At 73.6% G+C, this 20909-nt stretch carries 20 protein-coding genes and 2 pseudogenes; 9 read left to right on the top strand and 13 right to left on the bottom strand.

Annotated elements, in window-relative coordinates:
* Positions 1-288: 288 nt before the first annotated feature.
* Positions 289-1416 (bottom strand): PLP-dependent cysteine synthase family protein, encoded by a 1128-nt coding sequence (locus ACFWTC_RS13375; RefSeq protein ID WP_383915487.1) that lies wholly within the window; start codon positions 1414-1416, stop codon positions 289-291.
* 207 nt (positions 1417-1623) lie between these two features.
* Here ACFWTC_RS13375 and ACFWTC_RS13370 point away from each other — a divergent pair, with 207 nt between their 5' ends.
* Positions 1624-2256 (top strand): ATP-binding protein, encoded by a 633-nt coding sequence (locus ACFWTC_RS13370; protein ID WP_384026963.1) that lies wholly within the window; start codon positions 1624-1626, stop codon positions 2254-2256.
* Positions 2257-2313: 57 nt separating this feature from the next.
* Here the strand turns inward: ACFWTC_RS13370 and ACFWTC_RS13365 are convergent, their stop codons facing one another.
* Positions 2314-3567 carry an ROK family protein gene (locus tag ACFWTC_RS13365; protein ID WP_383915491.1) on the bottom strand — a complete coding sequence of 418 codons (1254 nt, stop codon included), beginning with the start codon at positions 3565-3567 and terminating at the stop codon, positions 2314-2316.
* 44 nt (positions 3568-3611) lie between these two features.
* A complete protein-coding gene (locus ACFWTC_RS13360; RefSeq protein ID WP_383915492.1) occupies positions 3612-4265 on the bottom strand; it encodes an alpha-ketoglutarate-dependent dioxygenase AlkB family protein in 654 nt (217 codons plus the stop codon).
* 38 nt (positions 4266-4303) lie between these two features.
* Here ACFWTC_RS13360 and ACFWTC_RS13355 point away from each other — a divergent pair, with 38 nt between their 5' ends.
* From ACFWTC_RS13355 to ACFWTC_RS13340, 4 genes are all read left to right on the top strand, one after another.
* On the top strand, positions 4304-5047 hold the full coding sequence (locus ACFWTC_RS13355) for a maleylpyruvate isomerase family mycothiol-dependent enzyme (RefSeq protein ID WP_384026965.1): 744 nt from the start codon (positions 4304-4306) through the stop codon (positions 5045-5047).
* A 120-nt stretch (positions 5048-5167) separates the two neighbouring features.
* On the top strand, positions 5168-5419 hold the full coding sequence (locus tag ACFWTC_RS13350; protein ID WP_383915496.1) for a DUF6332 family protein: 252 nt from the start codon (positions 5168-5170) through the stop codon (positions 5417-5419).
* A 320-nt stretch (positions 5420-5739) separates the two neighbouring features.
* Positions 5740-6315, top strand: coding sequence for a hypothetical protein (locus ACFWTC_RS13345; RefSeq protein WP_383915498.1), 576 nt, complete (start codon positions 5740-5742; stop codon positions 6313-6315).
* Between the two features lie 88 nt (positions 6316-6403).
* On the top strand, positions 6404-6601 hold the full coding sequence (locus ACFWTC_RS13340; RefSeq protein WP_384026967.1) for a hypothetical protein: 198 nt from the start codon (positions 6404-6406) through the stop codon (positions 6599-6601).
* A gap of 207 nt (positions 6602-6808) precedes the next feature.
* On the opposite strand, the gene ACFWTC_RS13335 is transcribed toward ACFWTC_RS13340, so the two are convergent.
* The 4 genes and pseudogenes from ACFWTC_RS13335 to ACFWTC_RS13320 all read right to left on the bottom strand — a co-directional run bounded on the left by ACFWTC_RS13335 (position 6809) and on the right by ACFWTC_RS13320 (position 9938).
* Positions 6809-7792, bottom strand: a complete 984-nt coding sequence (locus tag ACFWTC_RS13335; RefSeq protein WP_383915502.1) for a spherulation-specific family 4 protein — start codon at positions 7790-7792, stop codon at positions 6809-6811.
* A gap of 171 nt (positions 7793-7963) precedes the next feature.
* Positions 7964-8483, bottom strand: a pseudogene (locus ACFWTC_RS13330) (TetR-like C-terminal domain-containing protein); the annotation flags it as partial.
* A gap of 22 nt (positions 8484-8505) precedes the next feature.
* Positions 8506-8681 (bottom strand): annotated as a pseudogene (locus tag ACFWTC_RS13325) (transposase); the annotation flags it as partial.
* 24 nt (positions 8682-8705) lie between these two features.
* Positions 8706-9938: a geranylgeranyl reductase family protein gene (locus tag ACFWTC_RS13320; RefSeq protein WP_383915629.1), complete on the bottom strand. Its 1233-nt coding sequence runs from the start codon at positions 9936-9938 to the stop codon at positions 8706-8708.
* Positions 9939-10186: 248 nt separating this feature from the next.
* Between ACFWTC_RS13320 and ACFWTC_RS13315 the strand changes: the two genes are divergently transcribed.
* Positions 10187-11551, top strand: coding sequence for a dipeptidase (locus tag ACFWTC_RS13315; RefSeq protein WP_383915503.1), 1365 nt, complete (start codon positions 10187-10189; stop codon positions 11549-11551).
* 263 nt (positions 11552-11814) lie between these two features.
* Positions 11815-12513, top strand: a complete 699-nt coding sequence (locus tag ACFWTC_RS13310; protein WP_383915630.1) for an MBL fold metallo-hydrolase — start codon at positions 11815-11817, stop codon at positions 12511-12513.
* Positions 12514-12591: 78 nt separating this feature from the next.
* On the opposite strand, the gene ACFWTC_RS13305 is transcribed toward ACFWTC_RS13310, so the two are convergent.
* Entirely contained in the window at positions 12592-13647 is a 1056-nt protein-coding gene (locus tag ACFWTC_RS13305) for an NUDIX domain-containing protein (RefSeq protein ID WP_384074179.1), read from the bottom strand.
* 161 nt (positions 13648-13808) lie between these two features.
* Between ACFWTC_RS13305 and ACFWTC_RS13300 the strand changes: the two genes are divergently transcribed.
* On the top strand, positions 13809-14795 hold the full coding sequence (locus ACFWTC_RS13300; protein WP_384027113.1) for a LacI family DNA-binding transcriptional regulator: 987 nt from the start codon (positions 13809-13811) through the stop codon (positions 14793-14795).
* 134 nt (positions 14796-14929) lie between these two features.
* Here ACFWTC_RS13300 and ACFWTC_RS13295 read toward each other — a convergent pair whose 3' ends face one another.
* The 5 genes from ACFWTC_RS13295 to ACFWTC_RS13275 form a co-directional block, all read right to left on the bottom strand.
* On the bottom strand, positions 14930-16228 hold the full coding sequence (locus tag ACFWTC_RS13295) for a DUF6986 family protein (protein ID WP_383915507.1): 1299 nt from the start codon (positions 16226-16228) through the stop codon (positions 14930-14932).
* 174 nt (positions 16229-16402) lie between these two features.
* Positions 16403-17365: an electron transfer flavoprotein subunit alpha/FixB family protein gene (locus ACFWTC_RS13290; protein ID WP_383915509.1), complete on the bottom strand. Its 963-nt coding sequence runs from the start codon at positions 17363-17365 to the stop codon at positions 16403-16405.
* 91 nt (positions 17366-17456) lie between these two features.
* Positions 17457-18242, bottom strand: coding sequence for an electron transfer flavoprotein subunit beta/FixA family protein (locus ACFWTC_RS13285; protein ID WP_267719124.1), 786 nt, complete (start codon positions 18240-18242; stop codon positions 17457-17459).
* A 200-nt stretch (positions 18243-18442) separates the two neighbouring features.
* Positions 18443-18991 carry a flavin reductase family protein gene (locus ACFWTC_RS13280; RefSeq protein ID WP_383915511.1) on the bottom strand — a complete coding sequence of 183 codons (549 nt, stop codon included), beginning with the start codon at positions 18989-18991 and terminating at the stop codon, positions 18443-18445.
* A gap of 240 nt (positions 18992-19231) precedes the next feature.
* On the bottom strand, positions 19232-19597 hold the full coding sequence (locus ACFWTC_RS13275) for a thioredoxin family protein (RefSeq protein WP_383915634.1): 366 nt from the start codon (positions 19595-19597) through the stop codon (positions 19232-19234).
* Positions 19598-19930: 333 nt separating this feature from the next.
* On the opposite strand from ACFWTC_RS13275, the gene ACFWTC_RS13270 reads away from it, so the two are divergent.
* Complete coding sequence (locus tag ACFWTC_RS13270) at positions 19931-20653, top strand: lysophospholipid acyltransferase family protein (RefSeq protein WP_383915513.1); 723 nt, start codon at positions 19931-19933, stop codon at positions 20651-20653.
* Positions 20654-20909: the final 256 nt, after the last annotated feature.

The following is a 20909-nucleotide window of genomic DNA, read 5'->3' as shown; positions in this document are numbered from 1 at the left end:
TCTGGCACAACGACAAAACCGATCAACCCATCAAACGGTCACTGACCGCCTACGATCACTGACCGCAACGACACCCCTTGGACTCATTCATCTAGTGCTCGTGCTAGTGCCCGTGCCCGTGCTCGTCAGACCATCGGGTGCTCGGCGACCAGGTCTCCGCGGGCACCCCCTGGACCCGGGGCTGCGGATCACGGGTGGTCGAGGCCGCCCGGCGTAGCCAGCCGGCTCCCCCGGGCCAGGGGCTTATCGCCCCCGGTCCGCCCAGTCCGCCGGGTCCGGTGCGGCCGGTCAGGCGGCTGGCTCGCGCCAGACGCCGGTCGTGAGCAGGGTGTCGAGGGTCTTCGCGTACGGGGCGATGTCGAGGCCCTGGGCCGCCAGCCAGTCGTCGGAGTAGTACTTGTCGAGGTAGCGGTCCCCCGGGTCGCAGAGCAGGGTGAGCACGCTGCCCGTGCGGCCCTCCGCCACCATCTCCGAGATGATCTTCAGGGCGCTCCACAGGCCGGTGCCGGTGGAACCGCCCGCCTTGCGCCCTATGGCCGTCTCCAGGGCGCGGCACGCGGCGACGCTCGCCGCGTCCGGCACCTTCATCATCCGGTCGATGGCGCCCGGCACGAAGCTCGGTTCCATCCGCGGCCGTCCGATGCCCTCGATCCGCGAGCCGCAGTCGCTGCTCGCGTGGGGGTCATGGCGGGTCCACCCGTCGAAGAAGCAGGAGTTCTCCGGGTCCGGGACGCAGATGCGGGTGTCGTGCTGCATGTAGTGCACGTAGCGGGCGATGGTCGCGGAAGTGCCGCCGGTGCCGGCGGTGGCCACGATCCACGCGGGCTCGGGGAAACGTTCCAGCCGAAGCTGCTGGAACATCGATTCGGCGATGTTGTTGTTGCCGCGCCAGTCGGTGGCCCGCTCGGCGTACGTGAACTGGTCCATGTAGTGCCCGCCGGTGCGGGCGGCCAGCTCGGCGGACTCCTCGTACATCTTCATCGAGTCGTCCACGAAGTGGCATTCGCCACCGTGGAATTCGATGAGGCGGCACTTCTCCGGGCTGGTGGTGCGCGGCATGACGGCGATGAAGGGAACGCCGATCAGCTTCGCGAAGTAGGCCTCGGAGACGGCCGTGGAGCCGGACGAGGCCTCGATGACCGGGCGGCCGGGGCGGACCCAGCCGTTGCAGAGGGCGTAGAGGAAGAGCGAACGGGCGAGGCGGTGCTTGAGGGAGCCCGTGGGATGCGTCGACTCGTCCTTGAGGTACAGGTCGATGCCCCACTTCTCGGGGAGCGGGAAGCGCAACAGGTGGGTGTCGGCCGAGCGGTTGGCATCCGCCTGGACCTTGCGGACGGCCTCCTTCAACCAGGCCCGGTAGTCCGCGTCGCTACGGTCGACGTCGACGGTCGTGGCGGTCGTGCCGGTGGTGCTCATGCGCCGTGCTCCTTCGTGCGTGTGCGCGGGTATCTCACCCCCTGTTTTCGCAATGTACCCCCCTCACCTGCACAAACAGTCGCTTTGGGTTTCCATGCGGATCCCTTTCGGTCGCGTTCGGTTGCACTGTGGCGCACCGTGGGTGACCCTGGTGGAGCATTACCGAGGGTGCAGCACCCGTAACACTCATGTCGGGGAGTCGCAGCCGTGATCAGTCATTCCCGCAGGCACTGCGTCGTCGAACTGCAGGCCTTGCCGTGCCGGATCGGCCAGATTCGCAGAATCGTTTCTGCACAGCTGCGCCACTGGCAGCTCGATCCGCTCATCGACCGGGCAGCGCTCGGCGTGACGGAACTGCTCAGCAACGTCCACCGCCACGCGCAGCCCGACAAGACCTGCACGGTCGAGATCGAGCTTCGCCTGGGGCGCCTCACCGTCTCGGTCATCGACGGCGATCCGCGCCTCCCGGTGCTCCGGGAGGCGCGGGCTGAGGCGCTGGAGACCTGCGGACGCGGGCTCGCGCTCGTGGAGGCGGTCAGCGAGGCCTGGGGCGCGCGGAACCGGTCCGACGGCTCCGGCAAGGTGGTGTGGTTCTCCCTGCGGGCGGCCCCAGCGCCTGCGGCGCCGGCGCGCCCGGTGCGCATCTCGGCCAAGCCGGTACGAGAACCCGCCCGAAAGGCGGTCGTCGCAGTGGAGCCCGGGGCGGTTCCGGCGCCACTGCCGGTGGCGGCTTCGGCCTCGGTCGCAGCGTCGGCGTCGGTTTCGGCATCGTCCCCGGTTGCGGCGTCAGCCTCGGTTTCGGGCTCGGCCTCGGCCTCGGCCGGCATCAGGCCCGGCTGACTCCCGCCGCAGGGCCAGCCGCCGGTCGGACCCAGGGCGGCGCGGGACCTCGGGTGCCTAGGCCGCCGCGCCCAGGGCGCCCAGCGGGTCGTCCAGGACCGGCTGCCACGCCAGCTCCGCCGCCCCCACCAGGCTGTTGTGGTCCAGGGTGCACGGCAGGATCGGCACACCCCCGCTGCGCCCCCACAGGCTGCGGTCCGCGACCACCGCCCGCAGCCGCTCCGGGTCGGCGTGCAGCAGCTCGCGGTGGAGTCCGCCCAGGATGATCCGGTCCGGGTTCAGGATGTTCACGAGGCCCGCGAGGCCCAGGCCCAGCCGGTCGATGAGCTCCTCGGCGGCCGCGCGCACCGCCGGCTCCGCGTACTCCTCCCGCAGCAGCTCGCGGGCCTGTGCCAGCAGGGACACCTCGGGGCCCGGGGTGCGGCCGGCCGCCGTGAGGAAGGCCAGCGGGTCCGCCTCCACGTCCAGGCAGCCGCGGCCGCCGCAGTGACAGGCGCGCCCCTCCGGGTTCACGGTGAGATGGCCGACCTCCAGGGCCAGGCCCGAACTCCCGCTGTGCAGGCGGCCGTCCAGGACCAGTGCCCCGCCGACCCCGCGGTGCCCGGTGGCCACGCACAGCAGGTGCTGCGAGCTGCGCCCCGCGCCGTGCCGGTGCTCGGCCAGCGCCGCGAGGTTGACGTCGTTGCCGGTCAGGGCCGGGCCGTCGATCCCGGCCGCCTTCACGCACTGCGCGAAGATGGCCCGTACGGGAGACCCGGCCGGCCAGGCCAGGTGCAGCGGGTTCAGCGCCGTGCCCTCCGGCTCGGCCACCGCCGAGGGGACCGCGAGGCCGGCGCCCACGCACCGGCGGCCGCTCTCCGCGAGCAGCGCGGCCCCGGCCTCCACCACCGCGCCGAGCACCTGCGCCGGATCAGCGGAGACGATCACCTTGCCCGGGGCGGTGGCCACGATCCGCCCGCCGAGGCCGACCAGGGCGGCCCGGAAGCCGTCCGAGTGCACCTGCGCGGCGAGTGCGACCGGGCCGTTTTCGGCAACGGACAGCCGGTGCGAGGGCCGCCCCTGGGTGCCGCCCGCGCCGCCGGGCCGGGAGTCGACGCGGATCAGCCCGAGCGCCTCCAGCTCCGCGGCGACCGCTCCGGCGGTGGCCCGGGTGACGCCGAGCTCGGCGGTGAGGACCGCTCGGGTCGGGGCGCGCCCGGTGTGGACGAGCTCCAGAGCCGGGCCGAGCGCGCCGCGGCCCCGCTCCAGCCTGGTCCGCGTGGACACCGTGGTCGCGTCCCCCACCCGCGGCGGGGCCCCGTTGCCGTTCATGACAGCGATCCTCGCATGATCGGAGGGCCCCGGACGCCCGGTGATCACGCGAGCCCGCCGACCCGGAGGGTGATGTTGAGCCGCCCGGCGAGCCCGAGCCCTTGCGGGCCCGTGCCCGGCAGGACCTTCGGCACCCCGTGGTAGGCCAGTCGGCTCGCATCGCCGAAGACGAACAGGTCGCCGCTGCGCAGTTCGACGTCGCGGTACGGCCGTCCGCGCGAGGCGGTGTTCCCGAAGCGGAAGACGCAGGTGTCGCCGAGGCTGAGGGAGACCACCGGCGCCGGGGACCGCTCCTCGGCGTCCCGGTGCATGCCCATGCGGGAGTCCCCGTCGTAGAAGTTGATCAGGGCGATGTCGTACGTCACCCCGTCCGCGAGGGGTGCGCCGTACGCCGCGGCCACGGCCTCCCGGCCGAGTGCGGCGAGCCGCTCCGGCATCGGCTTCACCGGGGCCCCGTCGCCGTCCACGGCCGTGTCGGCGTACCCGTACGGGTACCAGTGCAGGCCGAGGCACACCTGCCGGGCGGTCATCGTCCCGCCTCCGGGGGTGCGTACGGTGCGCAGCCCGGCGGGCGGCCGGGCCCAGCCGCGGCAGGCCTCCAGCAGCTCCCGCTGGTGCGCGGCGCCGAGCCAGTCGGGGACGTGCACGGCGCCGGGGGCGATGACGGTCCGCTCGCGCGGGAAGAGTTCGCCGTCCATGCCCCCATTGTCTCGAACGGGCTGGAAGACTCGCCCGCATGGAGATCAACGCTTATCTGAAGGCCCTGGAGCGGGACGGCGGGCTCTTGGCCGACCTGGCGGAACGGGCCGGCACGGACGCCCCGGTACCCACCTGCCCCGGGTGGCGGGTCGGCGATCTGCTGCGGCACACCGGCTCCGTCCACCGCTGGGCGACCGGCTACGTCGGGGAGGCGCGGCTGGAGCCGGTGCCGCTCCCGGAGCCGCCGGAACCGGCCGGGGCGGAGCTGATCGGCTGGTACCGCGAAGGCCACGCGACGCTGGTGCGGACGCTCGCCGGGGCCCCGGCCGACGTGCGGTGCTGGACATTCCTGCCGACGGCCGCGCCGTCGCCGCTGGCCTTCTGGGCGCGGCGCCAGGCCCACGAGACGGCCGTGCACCGGATGGACGCGGAGTCGGCGCTCGGGCTCGCGTTCTCGGCGGTGGAGCCGGAGTTCGCGGAGGACGGGGTGGACGAGCTGCTGACCGGCTTCCACGCGCGGCCGCGCAGCCGGGTGCGGACCCCCGAGCCGCGGGTGCTGCGGGTGCGCGCCGCCGACACGGCCGCGGTGTGGACCGTACGGCTGTCGCCGGAGCCGGCCCGTACGGTGCGCGGTGCGGTGGACGGGGCGGCCGACTGCGAGGTGTCCGGAACGGCGGCCTGGCTCTACGCGGCCCTGTGGAACCGGCTCCCGCTCACGGGCCCGGAGGTGACGGGGGACGCGGCGCTGGCGCGGCTGTGGGCCGAGGCGTCCGGGATCTGACGGGCGGATGCGCGGGTGCGCGGAGCGGGGCGTCGGAGGGGCGGGGGGTCGGAGGGGCGGGGGGTGGGGGGTCGGGGCGGCACCCTTGTGACGGCGGGGTCACGCTGGGACCCTGACCGTATGGTGCGACGTACGCAGGTGGACCGGGACGCGATCACGATCGAGATCGGCTACGCCTTGGTCAGCGCATGCTTCGCCGCCGCCCTCTCCTTCGGCGCCGTGTACGGGGCCGCCCCCGCGTTCTCCCTCTCCCCCGCGGCGCACCGCGGGCTGGCGCTGGCGGGCGCGATCGTGGCGGGGGCGGTCTTCGCGCTCCGCGTCGCGCACGTCCTGTGGCGCTTCGCCCTGCGCCCGGAGAACGACGGCCGCTAGAACGTGCCGCCGGGCCGCCGGGCTGCCGGGCCTGCGGGTCCGGCAGCCCGTCCGCCGGCTCCGCCACCTCGCCTTCCTCGTCCCGGCCCAGCGGCGCCGCCGTACCGGCTCCACACGGCTGGGAGCGGACGGCGCACCGAGCCTCCCCCTCGGACGGACGCGCTTCACCGGCCGGTCCGGCCCGACCGGGTGACTCCGCGGAGGCGCCGGGGTCGGCGGCTGGCGCCGGGGGGTCCGGGGTACCGGCGGACCTCCCCGGGTGACCGCACGAGGGCGTTCGGTAAGGTCGGCTGCCTCAAATGATCACGGGGGGTAAGTCGATGTTCCTTTCCACTGCGCGCGGTGCTGCCGTGCTCGTCGCCGCGCTGGCGGCCCTGTCCGTCTCCTGCAGCGCGAACCCGGCCGAGCCGTCGCGCGCCGAGGCGTCGGCATCGGCGCCGGCGTCGGTCTCGCCGTCCGCCTCGGAGTCGCCTTCGGCGTCCGCATCCGCGTCGGTGTCCGTGTCCGGACGGCCTTCGGCCGAGCGGTCGGCGAACCCGGCCGCGGAGGCCTCAGCGACCGGCGGCGCCGCGGACCGCGTCACCGCCCCGGCCGAGAAGGTCCGCGACGCCTTCGCCGGCCTCCAGGCGACGCTGAACGACTCGTGCACGCCCGGCAACTGCGCCTACTTCCTCGGCCGGGTCCACGAGGAACTGCACCGCATGGACCGCGCGATGAAGGCCGACCCGAAGGGCGCCGGGCACTTTCCCGAGCCGATCGCCCTCATCGCGAAGCTCGACGCGGAGCTCGGCGACGACCGCACCTTCGAGAACCTGAAGAAGCACGAGACGTTGCTGGTCGGCACCCGCGACAAGATCAACGTCTGGATGCAGGGCCACCCCGACGACTACCGCTGACGGACCCGGGGTTCGGGCACCTCGCGGGCGGCGGCCCGCGAGGTGCCCGTAACCTCTCCGCGACGGCCCGACGACCCGGGAAAGCGCCGTGATCCGAGACCTGTACAACGTCCGGTGGCAGCCGGAGGAAGGCGGCCCCACGCCGCTGACCGAGGACGAGGAGCGGCGCGCGCGGTCGGTGCTGTTCGGTGACCTCGGCCAGGCGATCGCCGCACACGGCTGGGTGCGGTTCCGGCGTACTCACCGGAGGAACGCCGGCGGCTGGTGGACGTCGCGCACCGGCTGAGCGCCCACTGGGGCCGGCGGGTCTTCGTCGAGGCCGAAGACGCGTGCGCCCTCAGGCTCTACCTCACCGGGCACGGCCCACAGTCGGCGCACCCACTGCCGGCGCAGTAGCCTCGTGGAGCCGCGGCCCCGCCCTTGCCCGGCCGGTCGCGCTTCGCCGCCGAGCGCGCCGCGCGCCAGCGCTTCGGGGCTCCCCCGCGGAGCGGGCTCAGCCGAGGGTCGCCGCGTAGGTGGTCTGTGCCTGGTACTTCCAGTCCGGGCCCGTGTTCCACGGGTTGGGCATTCCGGCGCCGGTCGCGTACGCGTAGCCCGCGCCGCGGTCGAAGGCCGTGCGCAGCGTGGACTCCATGGCCGCCGTGTCCGGCACTCCGTGGACCAGGTGCCAGAACGCCGTTCCGCTCGGGTCGAGTTCGGTGCCGGCGCGGTAGCCGCCGAGGTGGTTGTAGACGTTGCCGCCGAGCCAGCCGCCGGCGTGGTACGCCGCGTACGTGTCCTCGTACGTGACGAAGACGTCCGCGGTGCGGCGCTCCGGCTCCAGGTAGCAGTCGGCGATGGCCGTGCCGGGGTTGTTGACCACGAGGTCCGGGGCGGCCGGGTCCACGGCGTGCATGGTGTCCTGGACGTAGCGGCGGAGCTCCGCGTAGTGGTCGCGGGTCGCGTTCTCCGGGCCGCACTCGCGGCTGACGACGTCGAAGAAGATGCCGTCGACGTGGAGACGGCCGCCGGGCGTCTTCAGGTAGTTGTCGACGGAGGCCTTGACTGCGGCGATGTCGCGATTGCCGTGGTCGGTGTGGACGTAGCCGAGCACCTTCGTCCGCTCGCCGGTCGTGGTGGTGCCGCCGCGCAGGGCGTCGGCGCGGGCCCGCCAGGGGGCGTCGAACGGGGAGTCGCCGTTGCCCGGGTTGAGGACCACCAAGGAGGCGGCCGGGCCGGTGGCGGTGAGGTCCGCCAGCATGGGGTCGTTGGCCCAGACGTACGCGGGGACCGCGATCTCCAGACCCCGCACACCGGGCACCCGGGGCGTCGGCGGGGCCGTGGGGGCCGGAGCGGGCCGCACGACCGGGTCCCCCGCGTCCAGCGTCGTCTGGTGCTCGGGGCCCCCGGTCCGCGCGCACCCGGTGACGGCGGGAGCGGCCACGGTGAACACGAGGGCGGCCAGCACGGCGGAGAGTGCCTTCACGGCGCGGGGCATGGCTGTTCCTCCGGCGGCGACGGCAAGCGGGCGACCCGAGGAACACTAGACGGGCGGCTCTTCGTTCAAGGCTGAACCGCCGCCGTTCATATGAGGAACAGAAGAGCGATCTGTCGCCTCATCATGTGAATTTCCCTCAGGTCGGCCCCGGGGGCCGCCCTCACCCTCCCGTCATACGGCGGTCAGTCCGACCCCGTGCGCCAGTTGGTCCGCGGCGTGCGCGAAGAAGGTCTCCCGATCCTCGACCACCCGGTTGAACTGGCCGAACAGTTCGAAGGAGACGAGGCCGAACAGCTGCGCCCAGGCGGCGACCAGCGCGGCCGTGACCTCCGGGGGCAGGCCGTCGGCGAAGTCCGCGGCCATCCGGTCCGCTTCGGGGCGCAGGGCGGGCGGCAGGGGCGGCAGGGCGAGGCCCCGGCCGCAGTGGGCGGCGCGGAGGACCCCGATGAAGGCGTCGGCGACCCGGGAGGCGGGGCCGACGGTGTCCACGGGCGCGCTGTAGCCGGGAACCGTAGATGAGCGCGTACTCGTGCGGGTGCGCGAGCGCCCAGACGCGGACGGCCCCGCAGACTGCGACCCACCGGGCGCGGGGCGGAGCGCCGGCGGCGAGGGCGCGGGCGTCCGCTTCCTCGGCGGCGGCGCCGATGCTGTCGTACGCGTCGATGATCAGCGCGGTGAGCAGCTCGTCGCGCGGTCATGGGGCCGTGCCGTTCACGCACGAGTCGGTGCGCGATCCGGAACGGACCGAACTCGCCCGGCAGGTGCCGCCAGGCGCGAGGCGAGTTCGTGCGGTACGTCCGGGCGACGGCCCCGAAGGTGCGGGGCGGTCGGCCCACCGTCGTCCACGGACCGGATCGGCCGGCGTCAGCGGCTCGATCCGGTCCCACATCGAGGAGTCAGACCGAGACAGGCGCTAGCCGCGGCCGGCGCCCGGCTTCCGGGCCGCCTGGCGCGCGTCCAGCGCGTGGAGGCCCTTGCGGGCCAGCGGGGACGTCCGTACGAGGTCGGCCAGGGTCGTCGAACCCCGGGTGATCCGGGCGAACGCCCGCCACGCCGGGCGCAGACCGGTGATCGCCGCGTGCAGCAGCCCCGGCCGGGACTCGAAGAGGGTCAGCATCCGCTTGCCGATCTCCATCTCCACGCCCAGCCCGGCCTTCACCGCGAAGGCGTAGTTCAGCGCCTGGCGGCGCGCGTCCACGGCGTCCTGCGACTCGGAGATCTTGACTGCCCACTCCCCCGCCAGCCGCCCCGACCGCAGCGCGAAGGAGATCCCCTCGCGCGTCCACGGCTCCAGCAGACCGGCCGCGTCGCCCGCCACCAGCACCCGGCCCCGCGACAGCGGTGATTCGGGGGTGCGGCAGCGGGTGAGGTGCCCGGAGGAGACGGCCGGTACGAAGCCGGCCAGGCCGAGCCGCGCGATGAAGTCGTCCAGGTACTGCTTGGTCGCCGCACCCTCGCCCTTCGCCGAGATGACGCCCACGGTCAGGGTGTCGCCCTTGGGGAAGACCCAGCCGTAACTGCCCGGCAGCGGACCCCAGTCGATCAGGACCCTCCCCTTCCAGTCCTCCGCGACGGAGTCGGGGACGGGGATCTCCGCCTCCAGGCCGAGGTCCACCTGGCCCATCTCGACCCCGACGTGCGCGCCGATCCGGCTCGCGCTGCCGTCCGCGCCGACCACGGCCCGCGCCAGCACGGTCTCCCCGTCGGCGAGCACCACGGCGACGGTGCGCCGGTCGGGCACGGCCGTCCCGTGCTGTTCGACCCGGGACACGGCGGTCCCCGTACGGACGGTCGCCCCCGCCTTCTCCGCCTCGGCGACCAGGCCGGCGTCGAACTCCGGCCGGTTGATGAGGCCGAAGAGCATCTGCTTCGATCGCCGCGTCCGGGTCAGCTTCCCGTTCATCGAGAAGGTGACCGCGTGGATGCGGTCCTTGAGGGGAAGGACGAAGCCCGGCGGCAGGGCGTCGCGGGACGGTCCGATGATGCCGCCGCCACAGGTCTTGTAGCGGGGCAGTTCCGCCTTCTCCAACAGCAGGACGCGCCGCCCCGCCGTCGCCGCCGCGTACGCGGCCGACGAACCGGCCGGTCCCGCGCCGACCACGACCACGTCCCACACCTCGCCGGTCTCCCCACTGTCCCCGGCCACCTCGTCGCCCGCCCCCTGCGCGACCTCTCCTGCGCCTGCGTCTGCGTCGCGTACGTCGTCGCTGCTCACGATGTGCTGCTGCTCCTGATCACCCGGTTGCTCCGATGCCGGGGAAATCCTACGGCGAGAGTCGGCCTCGCCCTGCTGTGCGAGGATCGGGGCTGTCTTTCGCCGTACCCGGCATACGCACACCACGCGGATGCGGGCGGCGCACACGTAACAACGTCGCACCCACGAGGAGCGTGCCCATGTCCCAGAATCCGATCGCCGAGACCATCGCCTCGCTGATGCCCCGTGCCAAGCGGGAGCTGACCGAGCTGGTGGCCTTCCAGTCGGTGGCGGACTGGGCACAGTTCCCCAAGAGCGAGAGCGAGGCCGCCGCGAACTGGGTGGCCGACGCCCTGCGCGTCGAGGGCTTCCAGGACGTGGCGCTGCTCGACACCCCCGACGGCACCCAGTCGGTGTACGGGTTCCTGCCCGGCCCGGCGGGCGCGCCGACCGTCCTGCTGTACGCGCACTACGACGTGCAGCCGCCGCTGGACGACTCCGCCTGGATCTCCCCGGCCTTCGAGCTGACCGAGCGCGACGGCCGCTGGTACGGGCGCGGCGCGGCCGACTGCAAGGGCGGGTTCATCATGCACCTGCTCGCGCTGCGCGCGCTGAAGGCCAACGGTGGCGTACCGGTGGCGGTGAAGGTCATCGTCGAGGGCTCGGAGGAGCAGGGCACGGGCGGTCTCCAGCAGTACGCCGAGGCGCACCCGGAGCTCCTGACCGCCGACACGATCGTCATCGGCGACGCGGGCAACTTCCGGCTCGGCCTGCCGACCGTGACGGCCACCCTGCGCGGGATGACCCTGCTCAAGGTGAAGATCGACACGCTGGGCGGCAACCTCCACTCCGGCATGTTCGGCGGCGCCGCCCCCGACGCGCTGGCCGCCCTGATCCGGCTGCTCGACTCGCTGCGCGCCGCCGACGGTTCGACCACGGTGGACGGGCTGGCCTCGGACGCGGTGTGGGAGGGCCTGCAGTACCCGGAGGAGGACTTCCGCGCCGACGCGCGGGTGCTGGACGGGGTCGGTCTGATCGGCGAGGGCACGGTCGCGGACCGGCTGTGGGCGCGCCCGGCGGTCACCGTGCTGGGCATCGACTGCCCGCCGGTGGTGGGCGCGACGCCGTCGGTGCACGCGAGTGCGGGCGCGCTGATCAGCCTGCGCGTGCCGCCAGGCGTGGACACTCCGGAGGCGATCAAGCTGCTGGAGGCGCACCTCGTCGCGCACACCCCGTGGCAGGCGCGGCTGGAGCTAGAGGTCGTCGGTCAGGGCCAGCCGTTCCAGGCGGACACCACCAGCCCGGCGTACGCGTCGATGGCGGCGGCCATGCGGGTCGCGTACCCCGACCAGGAGATGCAGGTCAGCGGCATGGGCGGATCGATCCCGCTGTGCAACACGCTGACGTCGCTCTACCCGGAGGCCGAGATGCTGCTGATCGGGCTGAGCGAGCCCGAGGCGCAGATCCACGCCGTCAACGAGAGCGTGTCGCCGCAGGAGCTGGAGCGCCTGTCGGTGGCGGAGGCCCTGTTCCTCGTCAACTACGCCGAGTCCAAGCGCGTTTGACCCCGCGCGGTCCCGGGTCCCGGGCGGTTCCGCGCGGTCCCGGGTGCCGCGCGGCCCGGCGCGCGACCGGGGCCGCCGGGCCGGTCCGTTCGCCCGGGGCGCACTGCGCCCTGGGCGTACTGCGCCCTGGGCGTACTGCGCCCTGGGCGTACTGCGCCCTGGGCGTACTGCGCCCTGGGCGTACTGCGCCCTGGGCGTACTCCGCTGCTGGCGAAGTCCCGTGGCCCCGGGCGCGCAGGGATGCGTACGTTCGACGCATGGATATGGATCTCGTCGAGGTACTCCCGAACCGGCTCCACATGTTCCGCTTCCCGATCGGCCAGGCATACCTCTGGCAGGACGGCGAGGCCCTCACCCTGATCGACGCGGGCAACCGCCGGTCAGCCGCCCCGATCGAGGCGGCCGTACGCTCCCTGGGGCTCTCGCCCGAGCGGCTGGAGCGCATCGTCCTCACCCACTGCCACCGGGACCACGTCGGGGCCGCCGGTCAACTCGCCGCCCGCTGGGGCGCCCGGGTGCTCGCCCACCGTCTGGACGCGCCGGTGATCCGCGGCGAGCTGCCCGTGCCCGAACCGGTGCTGCTGGACTGGGAGATCCCCCTGTACGCACACGGGTTGACCGTTCCCGAGGCCCCGCCCACCGCCGTGGACGGGGAGTTGGAGGACGGCGACGAGCTGGGCTTCGGGGACGGGGCGTACGTCGTGCACGCCCCCGGCCACACCGACGGCAGCATCGGCGTGCACCTGCCGCGCCACGGCGTGCTGTTCACCGGGGACTGCGTCGCCGCCGTCGGCCCGTTGATGCTGGGGGTGTTCAACGTGGACCGCGCCCGGGCCGTCGACTCCTTCCGCCGGCTCGCCGCGCTCGCCCCGTCGACGGCATGCTTCGGCCACGGGGACCCCCTCACGGTGGACACCGCGGCGGCGCTCGCCAAGGCCGCAGCCGACACCCCGGCGGGCTGACCGCCGGGGGTGTGGGACCCGCGCCCGCATCCCTGCCGGGCCCGGCCGGGCCCCGCGTCCCGGCCGGTCGCCCGCGGCTCAGCCGACCGGGACGCCCGCCTCCAGGTAGAGGGGACTGCCGCTCTCGCGGGCGCGCAGGGCCCAGCGCAGCCGTTCGTGGCGGTACGGCGGGAGCAAGTCCGTGGCCTCGTCCTCCGTGACGAAGCGCCAGGCGCGCAGTTCGGGTCCGGGCAGCCGGAGCCGGGCCGCGTCCCCGGCCCCGATCCGGCCGCCGTCGAAGAGCAGCCGCAGCCCGCCGTACCCCGGCGGCCGCGGGGACTCCCAGTCGACGACGAGCAGCCCCGGCAACCGGTCGAGTACGAGGCCGAGCTCCTCGGCGACCTCCCGTACGCCCGCGCGGGCCGGAGCCTCGCCCGGCTCGACCACCCCGCCGGGGAACTCCCAGCCCGCCTTGTACGTCGGGTCCACCAGCAGCACCCGGTCCTGCTCGTCGAAGAGCAGGACCCCGGCGGCCACCGTCTCGCGGGTGGGCTCCGGGGTCTGGACGATGTCGCAGACCGGGGCTCTCTCCGTGCGGACGGCCTCGGCGATCCGCTCGGCGGTCTCGCGCACGCTCAGGGTGCCGTTGTCCAGGACGTGGGCGTCGGCGGTGAGCCAGTCCAGCGCCTGCTGGTAGGCCGGAATGTGGTCGTACGCCCACTGGCGGACCCTCAGGTCCACGTCCTGGGGGGCACCCGGCTCCTCCCGCGTCGCGATCCGCTGCCGCAGGATCGTTTCCGCAGGGGCGAGGAGCACGTGCCTCACCGGAATCCGGCGCGCTGCCAGCCCTCCGAAGATCTCGTCCCGGTAGTCCTGCCTCAGCAGCGTCATCGGGACGACGAGCACCCCGCCCAGCTCGGCGAGCATCGCCGCGGCGGTGTCCACCACCAGCCGGCGCCAACTGGGCAGGTCCTGGTAGTCGGAGACCTCCGCCAGCCGCTTGCGGGGCAGGAGCACGCGCAGGGCGTCCCCGATGAACTCCGGGTCGAACAGGGTGCCGTCCGGCAGGATTCCGGTCAGTTCGCGGGCCGTGCTGGTCTTTCCGGCGCCGAAGGTGCCGTTGATCCAGACAATCACGTCTACCCCTCTCCCCATGGCTCGTCCGGAGCCCCCAGTGGCTTGCCCGCCCCACCCTGCCACGGAAACCTCGAGTGCTTATCCTCAAGGTCACAGCCCTGCCCGATACCTCCGGAGGTTTCCCCACCGTGCCCCACAGCCGCCGCCCGACCGAGCCCCGCTACGGCAACCGGCCGACCATGAAGGACGTGGCGGCCCGGGCGGGGGTGGGCCTGAAGACGGTGTCCCGCGTGGTCAACGGCGAGCCCGGGGTCACCCCGGACACGGAGAAGCGGGTCCACGAGGCCATCGAGGCCCTCGGGTTCCGCCGGAACGACAGCGCGCGCGTGCTGCGCAAGGGCCGGACCGCGACCGTGGGCCTGGTCCTGGAGGACCTCGCCGACCCGTTCTACGGTCCCCTGAACCGGGCGGTGGAGGAGGTGGCCCGCGCGCACGGCGCCCTGCTCATCAACGGGTCCAGCGCCGAGGACCCGGACCGGGAGCGGGAGTTGGCGCTCGCGCTGTGCGCCCGCCGGGTGGACGGGCTGATCGTGATCCCGGCCGGGGACGACCACCGCTACCTGGAACCGGAGATGCGCGCCGGCGTGGCCACGGTGTTCGTGGACCGCCCGGCGGGACGGATCGACGCGGACGTGGTCCTCTCCGACAACTTCGGCGGCGCCCGGGACGGGGTCGCCCACCTGATCGCCGCGGGACACCGCCGCATCGGCTTCGTCGGCGACCACCCCCACATCCACACCGCCACCGAGCGCCTGCGCGGCTACCGCACCGCCATGGAGGCCGCGGGACTGCCGGTGGCCGAATCGTGGGTGTCGCTCGGCTCCACCGCCCCCACCCGGGTGTCGGCCACCGCCGCCGGGATGCTGGCCGGGCCCGAACCGGTGACCGCCTTCTTCGCCGGCAACAACCGGGTGACGGTCACGCTCGTACGGGTGCTGGCCGCCGAGGCCCGCCCGGTGGCGCTCGTCGGCTTCGACGACTTCGAACTCGCCGACCTGCTGCGCCCCGGCATCACGGTGGTCGCACAGGACGCGGCGGCCCTGGGCCGGGTGGCCACCGACCGCCTCTTCCAGCGTCTGGCGGGCGCGCACCTGCCCCCGGTCCGGCTCCAACTCCCGACCCGCCTCGTGCCCCGCGGGTCGGGCGAGATCCCGCCCGCCGGCTGACGGCCCGGCGACCCCCGACCGGGCGCCGGACGGCCCGGCGACGCCCCGCCCCCTCACCGCCGGGCACGGCCGCGAGAACCGGCCCGTGCACGACCGCGGGGCCCGGCCGTCCGGCCGGGCCCCGCGGTCGCCGGTCAGTTGCCGGCGGTCAGCGTGGCCGAGCGGCGCGGGATCGCGAAGGCGTCGAGCTCCGCGCGGGTGAGGCCGGTCAGGGCGGCGACCTCCTCGGCGCCGACGGCGCCGCAGTCGAGGCCGCGGACCAGGTAGCCGGCCAGGGCCTTGGCGGTGGCGGGCTCGTCCATCACGTCGCCCTCGATCTTGGCGACGTACGCCTTCAGGCGCGCGGCGGCGGTGTCGAGGCCCTCGCGGTAGAAGGTGAAGACGGCCGCGTAGCGGGTCGGCAGGTGCGCGGGGTGCATGTCCCAGCCCTGGTAGTACGCGCGGGCCAGGGCGCGCCGGGTGAGCCCGTAGTGCAGCTTCCACGCCTCGTGGACGTGCTCGGTGGTGCCGATCGGCAGGACGTTCGTCGAGCCGTCGGAGACCCGTACGCCGGTGCCGGCGGCCGCGACCTGCATGATCGCCTTCGCGTGGTCGGCGGCGGGGTGGTCGCTCGACTGGTAGGCGGCGGAGACGCCGACACAGGCGCTGTAGTCGAAGGTGCCGTAGTGCAGGCCGGTGGCCCGGCCCTTGGCGGCCTCGATCATGCGGGCGACGGTGGCGGTGCCGTCCGAGGCCACGATGGACTGGCTGGTCTCGATCTGGATCTCGAAGCCGATCCGGCCCGGGCGCAGGCCGCGGGCGGACTCGAAGGCCTCCAGCAGCTTGACGAAGGCGCTGACCTGCTCGGCGTACGTGACCTTCGGGAGGGTCAGGACGAGACCCTCGGGCAGGCCGCCGTTCGCGAGGAGGCCGGAGAGGAAGATGTCGGTGGTCCGGATGCCGCGGTCGCGGACGTTGGACTCCATGCACTTCATGCGGACGCCCATGTACGGGGCGTTGGTGCCGTTGCGGAACGCCTCGGAGACCAGGCGGGCGGCGCGGGCCGCGGCCTGGTCCTCCTCCTCGTCGGAGCGGACGCCGAAGCCGTCCTCGAAGTCGACGCGGAGGTCCTCGACGGGCTCGCGCAGGAGCTTGGCGCGGACGCGGTCGTAGACCGGTACGGCCAGTTCGTCCGAGATGCCGAGCACCTTGGCGAAGGTGGCGGCGTCCGGCGCGTGCTCGTCCAGGGCGGCGAGGGCCTGGTCGCCCCAGGAGCGGATGGTGTCGGCGGCGAAGACGTCACCGGGGACGTAGACCGTGTGGATGGGCTGGCGGGTGCCGGGGTCGCCCGGGTAGTGCCGCGCGAGTTCCGCGTCCACCGGCGCGAGGGAAGCGCTGATGCCCTCGCTGACCGCGCCTGCGAGGCTCGTCGCCACCTTCTCCTGCTGACCCATCGTGCACTCTCCTCTTTTCCGCTTCACGGAATCTTAGATCCGCATAGCAGAATTTAGTCACGGGGTTCCGCTCCGTCAATGGTCCCCCGGCCGTCCTGGACAAACGACTCGGGGCCGCGCGGTGAGAATCACCACACGGCCCCGGAGAAGTGGAGCGGAGAAAAGACCCGCAGGTCAGCCCTTGCGGGCCTGGATTTCCTCGGTCAGCTGCGGGACGACCGCGAAGAGGTCGCCGACCACGCCGTAGTCGACCAGGTCGAAGATCGGGGCCTCGGCGTCCTTGTTGACGGCCACGATGGTCTTCGAGGTCTGCATGCCGGCCCGGTGCTGGATCGCGCCCGAGATGCCGGAGGCGATGTACAGCTGCGGGGAGACCGACTTGCCGGTCTGGCCGACCTGGTTGGAGTGCGGGTACCAGCCGGCGTCGACGGCGGCGCGCGAGGCGCCGACCGCGGCACCGAGGGAGTCCGCGAGGGCCTCGATGATGCCGAAGTTCTCGGCACCGTTGACGCCGCGGCCGCCGGAGACCACGATCGCGGCCTCGGTCAGCTCCGGGCGGCCGGTGGACTCGCGCGGGGTGCGGCCGGTGACCTTGGTGCCGGTGGCCAGGGCGCCGAAGGTGACGGCGAGCGCCTCGACGGTGCCGGCGGCCGGGGCGGCCTCGACCGGGGCCGAGTTCGGCTTCACGGTGATGACCGGGGTGCCCTTGGACACGCGGGACTTGGTGGTGAACGACGCGGCGAAGGCGGCCTGCGTGGCGACGGGGCCCTTGTCGCCGGCCTCCAGGTCCACGGCGTCGGTGATGATGCCGGAGCCGATGCGCACGGCGAGGCGGGCGGCGATCTCCTTGCCCTCGGCGGAGGACGGGACGAGCACGGCGACCGGGGAGACGGCGTCGTACGCGGCCTGGAGCGCGTCCACCTTCGGTACGACGAGGTACTCGGTGAACTCGGGGGCGTCGGCGGTGAGGACCTTGACCGCGCCGTGCTCGGCGAGCACGGCGGCGGTGGCGTCCGCGCCGGCGCCCAGGGCGACGGCGACGGGCTCGCCCAGGCGGCGGGCCAGCGTCAGCAGCTCGAGGGTGGGCTTGCGGACGGCACCGTCCACGTGGTCGACGTAGACGAGAACTTCAGCCATGGGACTGCTCTCCTGCGATTGCGAAGTGTCTGGGGGCTAAGAGGGGGTGGCCGAAGCTCCCCGAAGGGGTTCCGGCCGGCCAGGCTGGTCCTTAGATGAACTTCTGCTCCGCAAGGAAGCCGGCCAGCTGCTTGCCGCCCTCGCCCTCGTCCTTGACGATCGTGCCTGCGGTACGGGCCGGGCGCTGCGCCGCGGAGTCGACCGCGGTCCAGGAGCCCTCCAGACCGACCTCATCGGCCTCGATCTCCAGCTCCTCCAGGTCCCAGGACTCGACCGGCTTCTTCTTGGCGGCCATGATGCCCTTGAAGGACGGGTAGCGGGCCTCGCCCGACTGGTCCGTCACCGAGACGAGCGCGGGGAGGGAGGCCTCCAGGGTCTCGCTGGCGGTGTCGCCGTCGCGGCGGCCGGTCACGGTGCCGCCCTCGACCTTGACCTCGGAGAGCAGGGTGACCTGCGGGACGCCCAGGCGCTCGGCCAGGATCGCCGGGAGGACACCCATGGCGCCGTCGGTCGAGGCCATGCCCGTGATGACCAGGTCGTAGCCGGCCTTCTCGATCGCCTTGGCGAGCACCAGCGAGGTGCCCATGACGTCGGTGCCGTGCAGGTCGTCGTCCTCGACGTGGATGGCCTTGTCGGCGCCCATGGACAGCGCCTTGCGCAACGCGTCCTTGGCGTCCTCGGGGCCCACCGTCAGAACGGTGATCTCGGCATCGTCGGCCTCGTCGGCGATCTGCAGCGCCTGCTCGACGGCGTACTCGTCGAGCTCCGACAGCAGGCCGTCGACGTCGTCACGGTTGACGGTCAAGTCCTCGGTGAACTGCCGGTCGCCGGTGGCGTCGGGCACGTACTTCACACAGACAACGATCCTCAGGCTCACGCCGGCTCTCCTACCGCATCGTCTTTTCTGGTACCGCCTTGTGCAGGCAGCATAGGCGCCTTGTCGGGCGGATCCCGGTCGGGGCGGCCCGCGCTCCGAAGGGAATGTTACTCGTCAGTACACCGTGGGTCCCCACAAGTCGCAAGGCCGGTGAACTGTGATCTGGCCAACGCCGCCCGACCCGCCCCAACAGGGACGATTCAGTCGCGCAACGCGTTGAAGCGTCCCTGGTGGTAGAGCAGGGGGCGCCCCTCCCCGGCCGGGTCCCCGGCGACCGCCTCCGCGATGATCACCCGGTGCGCCCCCGCGGGCACCCGCGCCACCACCCGGCACACCAGCCACGCCAGTACCCCGTCCAGCACCGGAACCCCGTGCGGCCCCTGCGCCCAGCCCGTCTCCGGACCGAACCGGTCAGCTCCGCTACGGGCGAACAGACCGGCCAGGCCGCTCTGGTGTTCGCCCAGTATGTGGACGCCGAGGTACTCGCTGTCGCGGACGGCGGGCCAGCTGGAGGCCCCCGTGCCGATCGTGAACGAGAGCAGCGGCGGATCGGCCGACACGGAGTTGAGCGAGGTGGCGGTGAACCCGACGGGCCGCCCGCCGTCCTGGGCGGTGATCACCGCGACGCCGGCCGCGTGCTGCCGGAACACGGAGCGCAGCAGGTCGGGCGAGCCGGGCAGGGCCGTGCCGGTTCGGGGCGACGGGACCGTGGGGGCGGTAGGGGCGGTAGGGGCGGTGGGAGCGGTCATCGGGTCTCTTCCTTCTGCCACGGGCGGGGCGGGCGCTGGTCTGGGGTCGGGGCCGGGGCGCTCAGCGGCCCGGACAGCGCGCGCTTGCGTGGCGGACGAGGTCCACGTGGACCCGTCCGAAGAGCAGGAGTTCATACCGCATCCCACCAGCGTGGCGATCTCCCGTGTACACAGTCAAGCGGGATCGGTCAGATGTCGGGCGCGTCACGCTGCGTGCGGGCGCGCGCACCGGCGCGTCCGTCACGCGACCGCGGCACCGAGCGCGGCGATCACGTCGGCCTTGCGGGGCATCCCCGCCGCGCGCCGGACGACCGTCCCCGCCGCGTCCAGGACCAGCACGGTCGGGGTCTTCTCGATGCCGAGGGCCCGGACCAGGTCGAGGCGCTCCTCGGCGTCGATCTCGATGTGGACGACCCCCGGGACCATCTCCGCGACCGCGGCGAGGATCCTGCGGGTGGCCCGGCAGGGCTGGCAGAAGGCGCTGGAGAACTGCACCAGGCTGGCCCGCTCCCCCGGCCGTGCGCCCAGCTCGGCGGCGCCCAGGCGGGCCCGGACAGGCCCGCCTGCGGGCACCCCGGCGCCTTGGCCGTCCTCGTGCGCGAGCACCCCGCCGTCCTCGTGCGCGAGCACCCCGCCGTCCTCGTGCGCGAGCACCCCGCCGTCCTCGTGCGCGAGCACCCCGCCGTCCTCGTGTGCGAGCACCTCGCGCTCCCGTCGCCGCCCGTGTCCGCGTACGCCGTCGACGTACGCTCATCCGATGATCGCAGCGCCCGGCTGACCCGCGACATTCCCGGCGTGACGAGAATCTCCCCAGGTACGGGGCTCTGGGCTGGTCAGCAGCCCGCGTTTGGGGCACGATCCCCCATGGCCGCGTAACCTACGCTGCCGTAACTTCCGGCCGGGAGCACTTCCCCAGGCAGAAAGCGGGGTCTCCGCACCATGGCTGAGTTCGTCTACCCTCCGGTGATCGGCGCGGCGCACGGGCTGTTCCGCGCGCTCGACATCCGCATCGACATGGAGGGCACCGAGAACATCCCGCGCACCGGCGGGGCGGTCCTCGTGTCGAACCACATCGGCTACCTCGACTTCATCTTCGCCGGCCTGACGGCACGGCCCCAGAAGCGCCTGGTCCGCTTCATGGCGAAGGAGTCGGTGTTCCGGCACAGGGTGTCCGGCCCGCTGATGCGCGCGATGAAGCACATCCCGGTGGACCGCAAGCAGGGCGAGACCGCCTACGCGCACGCCCTGGACTCGCTGCGCTCCGGCGAGATCATCGGGGTGTTCCCGGAGGCCACGATCTCCGAATCCTTCACGCTCAAGAGCTTCAAGTCGGGTGCGGCGCGCATGGCGCAGGATGCCGGCGTCCCGCTGATCCCGGTGGCGCTGTGGGGCACCCAGCGCCTGTGGACCAAGGGCCGGCCGAAGAACCTCAAGCGCAGCCACATCCCCGTGACGATGCGGGTGGGCGAGCCGATGGACGCTCCCGCCGACCAGTACGCCGGGGCGATCACGCGCCGGGTGCGCGACCAGGTGCAGGAGCTGCTGGAGGCCGCGCAGCGCACCTACCCGGCCCAGCCGAAGGACGCCTCGGACTCCTGGTGGCTCCCGGCCCACCTCGGCGGCACCGCTCCGACGGCGGCGCAGGTGCGCGAGGCGGGCTGACCGCCCGCGGGAACGCCCGCCGCATGGGCCCGGGGGGATCCTGGGGCCTGTGGCGGGCCTTGCCGGGCCCGGGGCCGGCCCCGCCCGGACCTCGCGCCGGGCCCTGAAGGCCCTGAAGGCCTTGCCCTGGCGGCCGTTGAGACCCATCAGGCCCCGGAGCTGCGGCAGGCAGCCGCGCCCCCGTGGCCGCCGGTGAGCCGCCGGCGGCGCACCGGCCCTGGTGGGCTCCCCGGCTCCGGTACGGCGCGCTCGGCGC

The organism is Streptomyces sp. NPDC058619, from assembly GCF_042717785.1.
GTDB lineage: Bacteria > Actinomycetota > Actinomycetes > Streptomycetales > Streptomycetaceae > Streptomyces.
Note: the sequence above shows the minus strand (reverse complement) of the source record. Positions and strands in the feature narration are given on the sequence as shown.